The sequence below is a fragment of the Vibrio harveyi genome (assembly GCF_030060435.1).
In the GTDB taxonomy this organism is placed as follows: Bacteria; Pseudomonadota; Gammaproteobacteria; order Enterobacterales; family Vibrionaceae; genus Vibrio; species Vibrio harveyi.
Genome location: NZ_CP125875.1, coordinates 2,636,421 through 2,651,730, shown reverse-complemented (window position 1 = coordinate 2,651,730; position 15,310 = coordinate 2,636,421). Strand labels below are relative to the sequence as shown.

The following is a 15,310-nucleotide window of genomic DNA, read 5'->3' as shown; positions in this document are numbered from 1 at the left end:
GAGAATGACTTGGTTTGAAGGCGAGGCAACAATTTGAAGATCTAGTGGTTCTAAATCGAAAATTGTTAACGAAGCATGCGAACCAAGGCAACTCGCCCTTCGGGAGCGTGTCACTGAAGCAACTTCATCGTCAAACAACTTGGAAATAGCGTGCTATTCCGCTTCGTTGTTTTCCTTGAACTTGAATCAGTGACGACGCTCTGAATCTAGCATCTTGAAGTCACTTGGGTATAGATCTAGGAACGAATCTAATGAAAAGAATTCATATTGTTGCGGCAATCATCTTTAACCAAGATAAATCGCAAATCTTCATCACTAAACGTCCAGATGACAAACACAAAGGAGGATTCTGGGAGTTCCCTGGTGGCAAAGTAGAGCAAGGTGAAAGTGTTGAGCAAGCGATGATTCGTGAGCTGGAAGAAGAGATTGGTATCACAGTGACAGAGCAATCCCTATTTGAACACTTGGAATATGACTATCCAGAAAAGTCTTTGAAGTTTGATTTCATGACAGTATCTCAGTTCGATAACCAACCTTATGGTCGCGAAGGTCAAGAAGGACGTTGGGTTGATGTTGCTGCATTACTTGATTACACCTTCCCAGAGGCAAACGTACCGATTCTAGAGCGAGTGATTAAAGAGTTTTCTTAACTCGCTGCGAACTATCTTGTGGTTAACACGGGATATTGTTAGTTTAAAAAGATTCGACGAAACGAAAGAGGACGAGGCAAGCCTCGTTTATCCAGAGAAGGAGAGAAAGCGCAATGGTTCGTATTGCAATTGCAGGAGCTGCTGGCCGCATGGGTCGCAACCTAGTTAAAGCATCGCATTTAAACTCAGAAGCATCCGTGACTGCGGGATCTGAACGTCCAGAGTCTTCGCTAGTTGGCGTAGATGTTGGTGAGTTGTGCGGTGAAGGTAAGTTTGATGTCTTTCTGACGGATGATTTAGCAAAAGAGGTCGACAACTTCGATGTTGTTATCGACTTTACGGCTCCAGTGAGCACGCTAGCGAATCTAGAGCTTTGCAAACAACATGGCAAGAGTATCGTCATTGGCACGACTGGCTTTAGCGAAGAAGAGCGTGAATTGATCGATGCTGCTGCGAAGCAAGTGCCAGTTGTGATGGCTCCTAACTATTCAGTCGGTGTGAACCTTGTCTTTAAGCTTCTCGAGAAAGCGGCCAAAGTGATGGGGGATTACTGTGATATTGAGATTGTTGAAGCGCATCACCGCCACAAAGTTGATGCTCCGTCTGGTACCGCGATTGGTATGGGGGAAGCGATCGCAGGAGCGATGGGCAATAAGCTAAGCGATGTTGCCGTTTACGCTCGTGAAGGTATTACGGGTGAGCGAACAAAAGATGAAATTGGTTTTGCTACGATCCGTGCTGGGGATATTGTAGGTGAACATACGGCTATGTTTGCTGACATTGGTGAACGCGTTGAGATTACTCATAAAGCGACCGACCGAATGACCTTTGCTAATGGGGCGGTAAAAGCCGCAGTTTGGTTGCATGCTAAGCCAGCAGGTTTTTATACCATGACTGATGTTCTCGGGCTTAATGAACTGTAAATACATAATTATTCGCCGGCGTAAGCCGGCTTTTTTGTTTTTGGAGAAAATTATGTAAACAAAATGGTTCCATAAGGTCGCAAGATTTCTCATAGTTTTGTTATTATTTTGTGCGCTTGGTGTGTAAAGATGGCTGTAAGCCCTAAAAGTTGTAGTTGAATTTGCAGGATGAACGTTTGCGCAAAAATCTCACAAAATTTTGTGATCTTCAATAAGTTCAAATTTGTAAAATTCACAAAAAAGTCATGGTAAGTGATCTGTAGATAGCTAAAACTTACTTTTTTAGGGCTTTTTCTGTTGAAACGTCATTACTCGCTAGAAAGTACCAATTTATTTTTCAATGTGTGTTGACAGTTTCAAAGTCCGTCTTTAGAATACCGCCAATTTGTCAAAAATACCTGTTTATGTAAATTATCAAGGTAAAGGAAGGCAAATTTGCAGCTTAATTTATTTTTTATGCATTTTTATTCTGGAGGTTGTCTTGGGTAAATTAGCACTGTTAGTCCTAGAAGATGGGACAGTGTTCCGCGGTGTTTCCATTGGAGCAGATGGTATTTCCGTTGGTGAAGTTGTTTTTAATACCTCGATGACGGGGTACCAAGAAATTCTCACTGATCCTTCCTATTCTCAACAAATCGTTACTCTTACTTATCCTCACATTGGCAATACCGGAACCAATTCCGAAGACGAAGAATCTTCTTCAATCCACGCACAAGGCCTTGTGATTCGCGATCTCCCTCTTATCGCTTCTAATTTCCGTAATGAACAATCCCTTTCTGATTACCTTAAGTCGCAAAACATCGTCGGCATTGCAGACATCGACACGCGTAAGCTAACTCGTATCCTGCGTGAAAAAGGTGCTCAAAACGGTTGTATCGTAGCTGGCTCTTCTATAAACGGAGAGAATCTAGACGAAGCTTTGGCACTAGCGAAAGCAAAAGAATTCCCTGGTTTGAAAGGAATGGATCTTGCGAAAGAGGTTACAACAAAAGAAGCGTATCAATGGAAACAAGGTTCGTGGACGCTTGAGGGTGGACTTCCAGAAGCGAAAGACGACAGCGAATTACCATATCACGTTGTTGCCTACGATTTCGGCGCAAAACGTAACATCCTGCGCATGTTGGTTGACCGAGGCTGCCGCCTAACGGTTGTTCCTGCTGAAACTTCAGCAGAAGAAGTTCTGGCTCTAAACCCAGATGGCGTTTTCCTATCAAACGGCCCTGGTGACCCAGAACCATGTACTTACGCGATTGAAGCGACAAAAGTATTCCTAGAAAAAGACCTGCCAATCTTTGGTATCTGTCTAGGTCACCAAATCCTTGCGCTAGCATCGGGTGCACAAACAGTGAAAATGAAGTTTGGTCACCACGGCGCAAACCACCCAGTAAAAGATTTGGAGCGTAATGTTGTAATGATTACGTCGCAAAACCACGGTTTTGCCGCAGACGAAGCAACACTACCTGAAAATCTACGTGCTACTCACGTATCGCTATTTGATGGCTCTCTACAAGGTATTCACCGTACAGACAAGCCAGCATTTAGCTTCCAAGGTCACCCTGAAGCGAGCCCAGGTCCACACGACGCGGCACCGCTATTTGACCACTTTATCGAACTAATCAAAAAACACAGCGCTTAATTCGGAGTAGTAGATAATGCCAAAACGTACTGACATTCAAAGTATTCTTATTCTTGGTGCTGGTCCGATTGTTATCGGTCAGGCATGTGAGTTTGACTACTCTGGCGCACAAGCGTGTAAAGCACTGCGTGAAGAGGGTTACCGAGTTATCCTAGTAAACTCTAACCCTGCAACCATCATGACTGACCCAGACATGGCGGATGCAACTTACATCGAGCCAATCCAATGGGAAGTGGTTCGCAACATCATCGCGAAAGAAAAGCCAGATGCAGTACTACCTACAATGGGTGGTCAAACTGCATTGAACTGTGCTCTAGACCTAGAGAAATACGGCGTTCTAGAAGAGTTCGGCGTTGAGATGATTGGCGCAACGGCTGATGCAATCGACAAAGCGGAAGACCGCTCTCGTTTCGATAAAGCGATGAAGTCTATCGGTCTTGAGTGTCCACGTGCGGATACTGCAAAAACGATGGAAGAAGCTTACGCTGTACTCGATATGGTTGGCTTCCCTTGTATCATCCGTCCATCATTTACTATGGGTGGTACTGGTGGCGGTATCGCATACAACAAAGAAGAGTTCGAAGAAATCTGTCGTCGTGGTCTAGACCTGTCGCCAACTAACGAACTTCTAATCGATGAGTCTCTTATTGGTTGGAAAGAGTACGAGATGGAAGTGGTTCGCGACAAAGCGGACAACTGTATCATCGTATGTGCGATTGAAAACTTCGATCCAATGGGCATCCACACGGGTGACTCAATCACGGTTGCACCAGCGCAAACACTAACAGACAAAGAATACCAGCTAATGCGTAACGCATCTCTAGCAGTACTGCGTGAGATTGGCGTTGAAACTGGTGGTTCTAACGTACAGTTTGGTATTAACCCGAAAGATGGCCGCATGGTTATCATCGAGATGAACCCACGTGTATCTCGCTCTTCTGCTCTAGCATCGAAAGCAACAGGTTTCCCAATCGCTAAGATTGCAGCGAAACTGGCTGTTGGCTTTACACTAGACGAGCTAATGAACGACATTACTGGTGGCGCTACACCAGCATCATTCGAACCAACCATCGACTACGTAGTAACTAAGATTCCTCGCTTTAACTTCGAGAAATTTGCAGGTGCTAATGACCGTCTAACGACGCAAATGAAGTCAGTTGGTGAGGTAATGGCAATTGGTCGTAACCAACAAGAGTCACTACAAAAAGCACTTCGCGGTTTAGAAGTTGGCGCGACTGGTTTTGACGAGATGGTTGACCTAGATGCACCAGACGCACTGACGAAAATTCGTCATGAGCTGAAAGAAGCAGGCGCAGAGCGTATTTGGTACATCGCGGATGCATTCCGTGCGGGTATGTCAGTCGATGGCGTATTCAACCTAACGCAAATCGACCGCTGGTTCCTAGTTCAAATCGAAGACATTGTGAAGCTTGAGCAAGAGCTAAAAGCAAAAGGTTTCGCTGGTCTAAACAAAGAAGAACTTAACAAGCTGAAGCGTAAAGGTTTTGCTGATGCGCGCCTATCTAAGATTCTAGGTGTTGCGGAAAGCGAAATCCGTCGTCTACGTGACCAGTACGATATTCACCCAGTGTACAAGCGTGTTGATACGTGTGCGGCAGAGTTCTCATCTGATACAGCTTACATGTACTCATCTTACGATGACGAGTGTGAAGCTAACCCAACAGACAAAGACAAGATCATGATTCTAGGCGGTGGTCCAAACCGTATCGGTCAAGGTATTGAATTTGACTACTGTTGTGTACACGCATCGCTAGCACTACGTGAAGATGGCTACGAAACTATCATGGTTAACTGTAACCCTGAGACTGTTTCAACAGACTACGATACATCTGACCGTTTGTACTTCGAACCAGTAACACTGGAAGACGTCTTAGCAATCGCACGTGTTGAGAAACCAAAAGGCGTTATCGTTCAGTACGGTGGTCAAACACCACTTAAACTGGCTCGTGCACTTGAAGCAGCTGGCGTGCCAATCATCGGTACTAGCCCTGATGCAATCGACCGTGCAGAAGACCGTGAGCGTTTCCAAGTTGCTGTCGACCGTCTAGGTCTTCTACAGCCAGAGAACGCGACAGTAACGACGATGGAGCAAGCAGTAGAGAAATCTCGTGAAATCGGTTACCCACTGGTTGTACGTCCTTCTTACGTGCTTGGTGGTCGTGCGATGGAAATCGTATACGACGAGCAAGATCTACGTCGCTACTTCAACGAAGCAGTAAGCGTATCAAACGAATCTCCAGTACTACTAGATAGCTTCCTAGACGACGCAGTTGAAGTCGATATCGATGCTATCTGTGACGGTGAGCGTGTGGTTATCGGCGGTATCATGGAGCACATCGAGCAAGCGGGTGTTCACTCAGGTGACTCAGCATGTTCTCTTCCTGCATACACGCTAAGCCAAGAAATCCAAGACGTAATGCGTGAGCAAGTTGAAAAGCTAGCGTTTGAATTGGGTGTTCGTGGTCTGATGAACACGCAGTTCGCGGTTAAGAACAACCAAGTATACCTAATCGAGGTTAACCCTCGTGCAGCGCGTACGGTACCGTTCGTATCTAAAGCAACTGGTGCGCCAATCGCTAAGATTGCTGCGCGTGTAATGGCGGGTCAATCGCTAGAGTCTCAAGGCTTTACGAAAGAAATCATCCCACCGTACTACTCTGTAAAAGAAGTTGTACTGCCATTCAACAAGTTCCCAGGTGTTGATCCACTGTTGGGTCCTGAAATGCGCTCTACTGGTGAAGTTATGGGTGTTGGTGCGACGTTTGCAGAAGCTTACGCGAAAGCAGAATTGGGTTGTGGCAACATTTACCCAGAAGGTGGTCGTGCACTTCTTTCTGTTCGTGCAGGTGACAAAGAGCGCGTTGTGGACCTAGCGTCTAAGTTGACAAAACTTGGTTACCAGTTGGATGCAACACACGGTACAGCTGTCATTCTTGGTGAAGCGGGCATTAACCCACGTCTAGTAAACAAAGTACACGAAGGTCGCCCTCACATTCTTGACCGTATTAAGAACAACGAGTACACCTACATCGTAAACACGGCTGCTGGTCGTCAAGCGATTGAAGACTCTAAAGTTCTGCGTCGCGGTGCACTAGCTGAGAAAGTGAACTACACGACAACGCTAAACGCTGCATTCGCGACTTGTATGGCACACACGGCAGATGCGAAGAGCACAGTAACTTCGGTTCAAGAGCTACACGCAAAAGTGAAAGCTAGCCTAGAAGCGTAATAGATAAAAATCAGTAAGCCGAAAAATAGGGCTTATATGACAACCTCATTGCCCGCTCATTTGAGCGGGCTTTTTTGTCTTTAAGGTTGCTTAAAATGGAGAGAATTGAAGTGCGCTAAGAAAGCCTGATAGAGCGGACTTTTGTACAGCATCAAACTAATGGCTGAAAGTAACGTCCCTAAAGATGAAGAAATAGCACTGCCATTTGCAATAACAAAATTAGAGCTACAAGTAACCAGAATAAATGCAATAGTGATCAAATTTACCTTAGCTGCAATACTCAAGCCTTTGCTAATCGTTAGAATGTTTGGAACACATATTACTATTGCAGTTATTGTGCCGAAGAGAATTAAGTAAATATCAACCCCAATTCTTCGCTTGATAGAAAACCATTCATTCCAGATGTTTAGGCTTATTGCTAGACCTGCAGTCAAGCATAGATATAAAGCAATAGGGAGAAACTATTTAGTCATGCGACCCTCTTTAATTCTTAAGTTGAAACTTGATATGTATCCGATTTCGAGAGTAATTTATAAGGAGTCGCGCTCCATACATTAAACTCTATTTTTTATTTTGTATGATCTTTTCTCCAATAAAAAATTGTAAGTTGATTCGTCTTTGCTAAATATATAGTTATTAGACTTAGCAAATACATCAGCTAAGACAATTGCAGGGTATAATGATAAAAAAGTAGTTATGGAGAGTGCTAAAAAAATCTCACTTGATTTTTTGAATTGGCCCTTAGTCAAAAAGTTGTTTGATATAATTGAGATAACTAGTATTCTCAAGCATTCAAAAAGAATGAAACTCGCTCCAAACATATATACATATACTTGATCAAAGGTTGCTATTTCACTTTTGGTGACTATATTGTCATAGAAGTCGACGATACCTTTAAATGAGTATATAAATAGAGAGATTGATGATGTGAGTAAGAGTATCAAGTAGAATAATGCTTGCGTTCTATCGTAGTTACCATGCTTCATCATAATACCCATTTACTAATGTGTTAATATTCCATTTCTAGTATCACAACCTATTCTTATCGAATGTAGAAGATGATTACTCCAAATAATATTGGTTTTCTAATTCTTATCACTTTATATAAACGTAGTTCTTATCATACAGCCAGGATTGACTTAATTTTTCTGAGTATTTATATCCATTTTCTAGTGCTACTTTTTCTAAATAGTAGCTAACAGGGTATGGTGATATTATAGATGTGAAGAATATTATAAAAAATATTTTTAATGTCACTTCATTTGTTTCTTTGGAGAATTTTTTATCTCTAATTAATGCAACTAAAGAGTAGCAGGAGAAAAATATAAATAATATTGACCCAGAAGTTAAGGCTATGGATGAACGTGAAAAATTCACACTTCTCTCTTCAATCTCTATGTTTCTGATGAAATTAAATATTTCATTAAATGACATGTGTATCATTGAAACTCCTAACGTGGAGAAAATTATAGCGGATAGAAATATATATGTTTTGTTTTCTAACCTTTTTTTGTTGTTATTCATTTTAAAGACATCTCCTCATCCAGTTTTGATTTTTATAAATTATTTAATTTGAATTTCCAATGTCCTCATTAAGGTTTGAGCTTTATCATATTTTGAATAGTTTCTTAACTTAGAGATTAAACGTCATATAAGAATATATTTTTCTAGATAATTTATCTTGAGAAGTTACTATGATACATAGCGTTTTATTTTTATGGATTAATAATTATTTTGCATCAATTAATTGATGGGGATAAGGAATATTTGTTATTTAATGGGCGGAGTTAAAAGTCTTTGTGTAATAATCTATTTTGTTATTTATTGTTTTTTAAGTTAAATGATGAAAATCTGGAATAGGTTGGTGTCTTGAGTTTCCTTTTGTTCGTCTGTCAGACAGTGCTATCGTTGCTCCATCTTGGTTACAAATATTTACAAGGACGCACAAGTGGAAGTTACGTTCGAAATCTTAATTGCATTGTTTTTTGTCGCATCTGCTGCGGGATTTATTGATGCGATGGCAGGTGGCGGTGGTCTCTTGACGCTCCCTGCTTTGTTGGCCGCAGGGTTAAGTCCTACTCAGGCATTGGCGACCAACAAACTCCAAAGCTCGTTTGGAAGCTTTTCTGCCAGTTGGTACTTTGTGCGTAATGGTATTGTTAGCCTGAAAGAGATGCGCTTAGCGATTCTATGTACCTTTATTGGTTCTGCCATTGGTGCAGAGGCTGTGCAGTTTATCGATGCCGGTGTGCTCACTAGTCTTATCCCAGTCTTGCTGATCGCGATTTCTCTCTACTTTTTGCTTTCTTCAACCTCGAAAGCGGCTGAAGGTGACCCCAAGCTTTCTGAAGCGATGTTTGCTTTGTGTGTTGGTGGGGGCGTAGGCTTCTACGATGGTTTCTTTGGACCAGGCACTGGCTCTATCTTTGCTCTTTGTTTTGTCGCACTAGGTCACTTTTCACTGGTTGATGCGACTGCCCGCACTAAGATTCTTAACTTCACCTCAAACATTGCGGCGCTACTGTTCTTTATTCTTGCTGGTTTACCTGTGTGGGAAATCGGCCTTACCATGGCCGTAGGTGGCTTTATTGGTGCTCAGCTTGGTGCCAAAGTTGTCGTCACCAAAGGTCAAAAATGGATTCGACCTTTAGTCATTACCATGTCTATGTTGATGGCGACAAAACTTCTTTGGCAACAACATCACCAATGGTTTCTATCACTGTTTTAACTCTTGGTGACTGGTACACGTTCTGCCTAACGCAGATATGAATTGGTCGAATCAAAGAGGTCAGTGGCTCAAACATAAAGCAGTTATCGCCAGGAATCTTCAACGCTCTGACGATTGATAGCGGGATTAATGCAGGAACTGCTCCTCCCAGTGCGAGTTGGGCTGCCGCTGTGTAGGCATCCATTTCCATCAATGGTTTGATGCCGATTTTCTCTAATGCAGGCAGTTGGTAGCTATTGGACGGGTTAGCTAAATCATTTGTGATGACTTTTTTCGGAAGTTCATTCAGTTGTTGATCACTAACGAGGAAAAAAGGTTCATCGCACAGATGAAAAGCCATCAAGCCGTGATGTGGTGGAAGCAAACCAGCACAAAGCCCAATGGTCGCTTTACCGGATTGAACTCGCTCAACGATTCTAGGGCTGTGGTTGGTGGTTATGGTTAAGTACTGATCTTGCTTGAGGTAATCACCAATGGTTTTTCCAAGATAACCTGCAATAAGAGACTTTGAGCTATCGAGGGTGATCAGTGATGTGTCTTCAAGCTCTTGCTGTTCGTAGATAAGACCACGTAACTCGTTAAAAGATGGGCCAATATTCTCGATCAAAGCCATGCCATCAGGTGTGAGTTTAATGGTTCTCCCTGACGGTTCTACTAGCTTCTTTCCCAGTTTTTTCTCTAGGTTCGCGATACGTTTACTCACCGCAGATTGGCTGATATACAGCAAACTCCCTGTGCGGCTCATGGTTTTCGCTTTGCTTAAAACTAATAGTGTTTCGATGCCTTCCAGTAACATGTCTATCCATGAATGTTGGGAATAATAGCCTTAATATAACTAAGCTCAGAATCAGAAGCGACTGACGTTTACCAAAAAAAAGAGCCGTCGGTTATGAAGGCTCTTTTCAATCAATAAGTTGAACATTATCGATTTATGGCGAAGGTTGGCAGTGATAAGTGCCAGCGAATCGCCCCAAGGCGAATAATCAATGTTGAAACGACGCCTGCAAGTAGGGCGAAAGAGTGGTCATGACCCATGCTCAATGCGATCGTGTGAAAAATACCACCGATGATACATGCTGTTGCATAGACTTCGCTTCTCAAAACCATCGGCACTTCACGTGCTAGCACATCGCGAATGATGCCGCCGCCACAGCCAGTAATGACGCCCATGATAACTGCCACCATGCCGGATGCATTGTAAGCTAGGGCTTTTTCAACACCGATACCAACAAATACTGCCAAACCAATTGCGTCACATACAGGAAGGACCCACCAAGGTAGACGTTTAGGGCGACGAACTAAAATCATGGTTAATAAACAGGTAATGAAAATTACCCATAGATAGGTCGTGTCAGTAATCCAGAATACAGGGGTAGCGCCAAGCGCCATATCACGAATAGTGCCACCGCCAATAGCAGTCACACTACCGAGCACGATCACACCGAAAGGATCCATCTTTAATCGGCCTGCGAGCAAAACTCCAGAAACCGCAAAGACAGCAGTACCGAATAAATCGATCATATAAAGCAGCATGGAGTCCATGTTACTTGGTACCTTATAAACAAATTGTGGGGGAACAGAAATGGGACGGAAATTGTACGGGATTTCCAACGAAAACGTTAGCGTTTTTGCCGAACGCTTTCAAAGTGTTCACACACCTCTGTGATCGCGTTTAAGGTTCTTGGGGTCGGGCGGTTGATCCAATCGGAATTAAGTGACCAAACATGACCATTTTTTAATGCAGGGATGTCGCTCTTCCATTCTGCCCACATTCCATCATTACTCATGGCATGGCGAGAGGTAAACAGTACTTCAGGCTGGCGAGTAATCACTTGCTCGATGCTGACTTGTGGGTAAGGGGCACTGCCTTTGGCAAAGATATTTTCACCACCACAGAAGGTGAAGACTTCACTTGGCCAGTTCTTGCCCGCAACGGTGATGATCGGTTTTTCACTCAACTGATAGAAGTAGCTAACTTTATCTTCGGTATTGTACTTTTCTTTTAACGCTTCTAACTGTGCACGAAAATCTTCAGCGGCTTTTTGTCCTACTTCCGGCTTCTCACTGTATCGGCTGAGTTGTTCAATATTCTTGGCAATATCCTCTAACGTTCCTGTTGTTGAGTAGTAAATCGGAATGCCAAACTGCTTGAGTTTATCAAGTTCTTTGGCTGGATTACCTGCAGGCCAAGCGATAACTAAATCGGGTTGAAGGGCGATGATGCGTTCGAGTTTAATGCCTTGATAGTTTGATACTTTTTCTAGGTCTTTGGCTTGCTCGGGGTAGTCACTCATCTCACTGGCCGCAATCAGCTTGTCTCCAAGACCAGCTGCATAGGCGATTTCTGTTGCATGTGGCGCTAGGCTGATGACTCGTTGAACAGGTTCATTGGCAAAAGAAACAGCAGAGAAGATAAGAGGAAGGGCAAAGCAAAGATTTTTCATTATAGTCCTTGATAAATGAATCCGAGAATTAGGCTTTGGATAACTATCCAAGCAAAGATACGCCAAACTATCAGTGTTTGGATTTGCGCTAGATGAATGGCTGATGGTGCAATACGCCCCCCAAGTTTTGCACGTTCGGCTCGCAGTCCTTGATATAAAGCTGGACCACCAAGTGACAATTGAAGCTTGTTACCAATCGAGCACAACAACCATGCCGGTCCAGGAAGCGGCCAAGATTTCGCTTGTTGAAGCATAGCAGTTGAAACGCTTGATACGTTTTTACCCGCACCAATAAACATCGCGAATAAGCGTAATGGAATGATTTCTAGGACCGCCGTTAATTGAATAACTGGTTTGCCAAATGGTGAATATTGACGTCGACTAGGAGACCATGCTCGAGCTAACTCAGCAGTAAGACGATACATCAACGCGCCAATTCCACCAGTTACTCCATACCAAAACAGCACACACACTACGTTACGTCCGTAACCCATGATGATGGTTTCTGCTCCAGCTTTACCAATGCCTAGTAGCGATAAGCTCTCTGTATCGCGGTTCAGGTAAGGCTTGAGTAGTGCTCGGCATTGTACTTTATTCTCATTCGACATTGCGGTGACGAGTTGTTTAGCAAGTGATTCATTGTTTCGCCAGTCAAGAGCAATCAGCAGTAATGCCAGCTCAAATAGCGGTGCTTGCCAAACTAAAGGCTTCATCGCGAGCAGTAATATCAAGCAAGGCACAAGCATAAGAAGAAGTGCGAGTCCGCCAGAGATGATACTTTGCGAGTAGTTGTGGTTGTTATTGACCTTGTTAGCCAGTTGCTCGGCGAATTTATGCCAAAGCGTCACTGGATGCGCAGCGTGCGGTATGGGGAGCAGGAGATGGAATAATAATGCGCCCCACATGACGAGGAGCGCACCATTGGCATAAAACTGCTGAAAGGTTTCTTCCATGAAATTCGACAGACTTACTTAGTCAGTTCCAACATTTTGAATACCATTTCTGAAGAGCTTTTCGCCGCTAGCGGTAAGAACTCTTCGAAGCTCATTGGTGATTCTTTGTCTGCTACGTCAGAGATAGCGCGCACAACAACAAACGGCGTGTTGAATTGGTGACAAGTTTGAGCGATAGCAGATGCTTCCATTTCTACAGCGATAACTGAAGGGAAGTGTTTACGGATAAACTCTTGGCGCTCTGCCGTGCAAACAAACGCATCACCAGTACAGATCAGGCCGCGAACTGCGTGAGTGTTTTCCATTTGAGCCAGTGCTTTTTCAGCAAGGTCCATTAGCTTCTCATCTGCTTTGAATGCCGCTGGTTGACCTGCCATTTGACCCATTTCGTAGCCAAACGCGGTTACGTCTGCATCGTGGTGACGAACTTCTGTTGAGATAACAACGTCGCCTAGGTTTAGGCTTGAGTCGAAACCGCCCGCAGAGCCAGTGTTGATAACCACATCTGGTTGGTATTCGTCTAGCAGAATGGTTGTACCAACTGCTGCTGCTACTTTACCGATGCCAGATTGAAGCAGTACCACATCAACGTCGTTAATCTGACCAGAGAAAAACGTGCAACCTGCTTTGTTCACTGTTTGGCAGTTTGTCATTGCTTCTTTCAGGATGGTGACTTCTTGTTCCATCGCACCGATGATACCAACTTTCATAACACTCTCTTTCGATAAAAATTTAAGTTGGCGAGAGTATACCACTCTGCACCAATATGTGGTCGTTATTTGATTAACTCAGCATTCATCAGCAGTGAACGTAATTGTTCAGCACGCTTACGGTTCACGCCAAAGTCTGAATAGCCAACACGAGATTCTGAGCGAACAATTAGCTGATCGCCTTCTACCTTAAGTTCTAAATCGTCCACAAAGCGCATGATTTTAGATGTGCACTCTACGCGTATGTAGTTGCCTTCTTTCACCGCTGTTTTCGCACCTGGCAGTTCAAGCGTAATTTGCTCAATAGCATCGATGTTCGCTGAATCAGTCAGGGTGAATGGCGTTAGGTTGTATTCTGCACGCGTATCTTGAGTGGAGACGCAGTTTGGTTTGTCACCACAAGGTGATTGAGAACGATCCGTCATGGTTGTGACTCCTTGGCTACAAGCGGTTAAGCCGAGCAAAGTGATGGAAAGGAGAGCGGCTTTTTTCATTGTATTTACTCTTATAATTTTGCTTCTAATTATATGGATACAAAAGAAAAAGGATCCAATAATAGGATCCTTTTTGTGATGTTAGCTGTGATTAAACTTCGAGGTAATCGAGAATGCCTTCTGCTGCTTTTCGTCCTTCATCAATTGCAGTGACGACCAGATCAGAGCCTCGCACCGCATCGCCACCCGCGAAGATCTTTTCATTGCTGGTCTGGAATTGGAACTCTTGTTTCGCAGGGGCTTTGATACGACCCCATTGATCCAAATCGACATCAAACGGAGCTAACCAGTCCATTTTGTGCGGCTGGAAACCAAACGCCATGATCACGACGTCTGCCGGTAGAACGTGTTCGCTGCCTTCGACGGGCTCTGGACGGCGACGACCCGCTTCATCAGGCTCACCAAGAGCGGTTTTCACCACTTTGACACCCGAGACCTTACCTGACGCATCGACTTCAATTCCTAAAGGCTGAAGGTTGAACATAAACTTCACGCCTTCTTCTTTGGCGTTTTTCACCTCGCGGCGAGAGCCGGGCATATTAGCTTCATCACGACGGTAAGCACATACCACGTTTGACGCGCCTTGGCGAATAGAGGTACGAACACAGTCCATCGCGGTATCACCACCGCCGAGTACAACTACGCGCTGCTTTGCCATGTCGATAAAAGGTTGGTCGTGTTCCAAGCCCATGACCTTGTAAGTATTTGAAATCAAGAATGGCAGAGCGTCGTAAACACCCGGCGCACCTTCATTTTCTAGTCCCGCACGCATGTACTTGTAAGTACCAACCCCCAAAAAGACGGCATCGTACTCATCAAGCAGTTCTTGCATCTGCACATCTTTACCTACTTCGACATTCATCTGAAACTCTACGCCCATTTCGGTGAAGACGCGGCGGCGGTTTTCCATCACGCCTTTTTCAAGCTTGAACGAAGGGATACCGAAGGTCAGTAAGCCTCCAATTTCAGGGTAGCGGTCAAATACGACAGGTTTCACGCCATTGCGCACTAGGATATCGGCAGCAGCCAAGCCTGCTGGACCTGCACCAATGATGGCAACCTTTTTATCGGTCCACTCCACCTTAGACATGTCAGGCTTCCAGCCCATTTCGAAGGCTTTGTCGGTAATGTATTTTTCAACGTTACCTATAGTGACGGCGCCAAAGTCTTCATTGAGAGTACAAGAGCCCTCACATAGACGATCTTGCGGACACACTCGACCACAAACTTCAGGCAAGCTGTTAGTTTGGTGCGATAGCTCTACGGCTTCGAGGATACGACCTTCATTGGCAAGCTTTAACCATTGTGGGATGTAGTTGTGTACTGGGCACTTCCATTCACAATATGGGTTACCACAATCCAAGCAGCGATCCGCCTGCGCAGTCGCTTGTTGCTTGGTAAACGGTTCATAGATTTCAACGAATTCGATCTTACGAACTTTGATAGGCTTCTTCGCAGGATCTACGCGTTGAACATCGATAAATTGATAAACGTTCTGACTCATGATTCAAACATCCTCCAT

14 protein-coding genes are annotated in these 15,310 nt (G+C 44.1%); 6 read left to right on the top strand and 8 right to left on the bottom strand.

Annotated elements, in window-relative coordinates; all coding sequences use genetic code 11:
- Positions 1-251 precede the first annotated feature (251 nt).
- The 5 genes from mutT (at position 252) to QMY49_RS12515 (ending at position 6,816) form a co-directional block, all read left to right on the top strand.
- Positions 252-650, top strand: a complete 399-nt coding sequence (mutT, locus tag QMY49_RS12535; RefSeq protein ID WP_009697612.1) for an 8-oxo-dGTP diphosphatase MutT — start codon at positions 252-254, stop codon at positions 648-650.
- A 113-nt stretch (positions 651-763) separates the two neighbouring features.
- A complete protein-coding gene (dapB, locus tag QMY49_RS12530; protein WP_009702641.1) occupies positions 764-1,573 on the top strand; it encodes a 4-hydroxy-tetrahydrodipicolinate reductase in 810 nt (269 codons plus the stop codon).
- 481 nt (positions 1,574-2,054) lie between these two features.
- Positions 2,055-3,209 carry a glutamine-hydrolyzing carbamoyl-phosphate synthase small subunit gene (carA, locus tag QMY49_RS12525; RefSeq protein ID WP_026000315.1) on the top strand — a complete coding sequence of 385 codons (1,155 nt, stop codon included), beginning with the start codon at positions 2,055-2,057 and terminating at the stop codon, positions 3,207-3,209.
- A gap of 16 nt (positions 3,210-3,225) precedes the next feature.
- Entirely contained in the window at positions 3,226-6,459 is a 3,234-nt protein-coding gene (gene carB / locus QMY49_RS12520) for a carbamoyl-phosphate synthase large subunit (RefSeq protein WP_005447814.1), read from the top strand.
- Positions 6,460-6,618: 159 nt separating this feature from the next.
- The gene (locus QMY49_RS12515) at positions 6,619-6,816 is read left to right on the top strand and encodes a carbamoyl-phosphate synthase large subunit (protein ID WP_259344220.1); all 198 of its coding nucleotides are present in this window, start codon (positions 6,619-6,621) and stop codon (positions 6,814-6,816) included.
- A gap of 738 nt (positions 6,817-7,554) precedes the next feature.
- Here the strand turns inward: QMY49_RS12515 and QMY49_RS12510 are convergent.
- On the bottom strand, positions 7,555-7,983 hold the full coding sequence (locus tag QMY49_RS12510) for a DUF1240 domain-containing protein (protein ID WP_152163681.1): 429 nt from the start codon (positions 7,981-7,983) through the stop codon (positions 7,555-7,557).
- Positions 7,984-8,407: 424 nt separating this feature from the next.
- Between QMY49_RS12510 and QMY49_RS12505 the strand changes: the two genes are divergently transcribed.
- Positions 8,408-9,187: a TSUP family transporter gene (locus tag QMY49_RS12505; RefSeq protein ID WP_017190087.1), complete on the top strand. Its 780-nt coding sequence runs from the start codon at positions 8,408-8,410 to the stop codon at positions 9,185-9,187.
- Here the strand turns inward: QMY49_RS12505 and QMY49_RS12500 are convergent.
- The 7 genes from QMY49_RS12500 to QMY49_RS12470 form a co-directional block, all read right to left on the bottom strand.
- On the bottom strand, positions 9,123-9,983 hold the full coding sequence (locus QMY49_RS12500) for a LysR family transcriptional regulator (protein ID WP_283311802.1): 861 nt from the start codon (positions 9,981-9,983) through the stop codon (positions 9,123-9,125). The two genes, QMY49_RS12505 and QMY49_RS12500, sit on opposite strands and share 65 nt — an antisense overlap.
- Before the next feature lie 125 nt (positions 9,984-10,108).
- The gene (locus QMY49_RS12495) at positions 10,109-10,729 is read right to left on the bottom strand and encodes a TRIC cation channel family protein (RefSeq protein ID WP_283311800.1); all 621 of its coding nucleotides are present in this window, start codon (positions 10,727-10,729) and stop codon (positions 10,109-10,111) included.
- Positions 10,730-10,806: 77 nt separating this feature from the next.
- Positions 10,807-11,631 carry a vitamin B12 ABC transporter substrate-binding protein BtuF gene (btuF, locus tag QMY49_RS12490; protein ID WP_283311797.1) on the bottom strand — a complete coding sequence of 275 codons (825 nt, stop codon included), beginning with the start codon at positions 11,629-11,631 and terminating at the stop codon, positions 10,807-10,809.
- Entirely contained in the window at positions 11,631-12,584 is a 954-nt protein-coding gene (locus QMY49_RS12485) for a cobalamin biosynthesis family protein (RefSeq protein WP_009697615.1), read from the bottom strand. Before QMY49_RS12485 ends, btuF begins: the two co-directional genes overlap by 1 nt.
- 14 nt (positions 12,585-12,598) lie before the next feature.
- The gene (mtnN, locus tag QMY49_RS12480) at positions 12,599-13,294 is read right to left on the bottom strand and encodes a 5'-methylthioadenosine/S-adenosylhomocysteine nucleosidase (protein ID WP_005447825.1); all 696 of its coding nucleotides are present in this window, start codon (positions 13,292-13,294) and stop codon (positions 12,599-12,601) included.
- 65 nt (positions 13,295-13,359) lie between these two features.
- On the bottom strand, positions 13,360-13,788 hold the full coding sequence (locus QMY49_RS12475) for a DUF1499 domain-containing protein (protein ID WP_283311795.1): 429 nt from the start codon (positions 13,786-13,788) through the stop codon (positions 13,360-13,362).
- A gap of 91 nt (positions 13,789-13,879) precedes the next feature.
- The gene (locus QMY49_RS12470; protein WP_009697616.1) at positions 13,880-15,292 is read right to left on the bottom strand and encodes an FAD-dependent oxidoreductase; all 1,413 of its coding nucleotides are present in this window, start codon (positions 15,290-15,292) and stop codon (positions 13,880-13,882) included.
- Between the last annotated feature and the right edge of the window lie 18 nt (positions 15,293-15,310).

Bases quoted from the DNA above. Each gene is read 5' to 3' on its own strand.
- mutT (WP_009697612.1), top strand. From the start codon at position 252: ATGAAAAGAATTCATATTGTTGCGGCAATCATCTTTAACCAAGATAAA.
- dapB (WP_009702641.1), top strand. From the start codon at position 764: ATGGTTCGTATTGCAATTGCAGGAGCTGCTGGCCGCATGGGTCGCAAC.
- carB (WP_005447814.1), top strand. From the start codon at position 3,226: ATGCCAAAACGTACTGACATTCAAAGTATTCTTATTCTTGGTGCTGGT.
- QMY49_RS12515 (WP_259344220.1), top strand. From the start codon at position 6,619: ATGGCTGAAAGTAACGTCCCTAAAGATGAAGAAATAGCACTGCCATTT.
- QMY49_RS12510 (WP_152163681.1), bottom strand. From the start codon at position 7,983: ATGAATAACAACAAAAAAAGGTTAGAAAACAAAACATATATATTTCTA.
- QMY49_RS12500 (WP_283311802.1), bottom strand. From the start codon at position 9,983: ATGTTACTGGAAGGCATCGAAACACTATTAGTTTTAAGCAAAGCGAAA.
- QMY49_RS12495 (WP_283311800.1), bottom strand. From the start codon at position 10,729: ATGGACTCCATGCTGCTTTATATGATCGATTTATTCGGTACTGCTGTC.
- btuF (WP_283311797.1), bottom strand. From the start codon at position 11,631: ATGAAAAATCTTTGCTTTGCCCTTCCTCTTATCTTCTCTGCTGTTTCT.
- QMY49_RS12485 (WP_009697615.1), bottom strand. From the start codon at position 12,584: ATGGAAGAAACCTTTCAGCAGTTTTATGCCAATGGTGCGCTCCTCGTC.
- mtnN (WP_005447825.1), bottom strand. From the start codon at position 13,294: ATGAAAGTTGGTATCATCGGTGCGATGGAACAAGAAGTCACCATCCTG.
- QMY49_RS12475 (WP_283311795.1), bottom strand. From the start codon at position 13,788: ATGAAAAAAGCCGCTCTCCTTTCCATCACTTTGCTCGGCTTAACCGCT.
- QMY49_RS12470 (WP_009697616.1), bottom strand. From the start codon at position 15,292: ATGAGTCAGAACGTTTATCAATTTATCGATGTTCAACGCGTAGATCCT.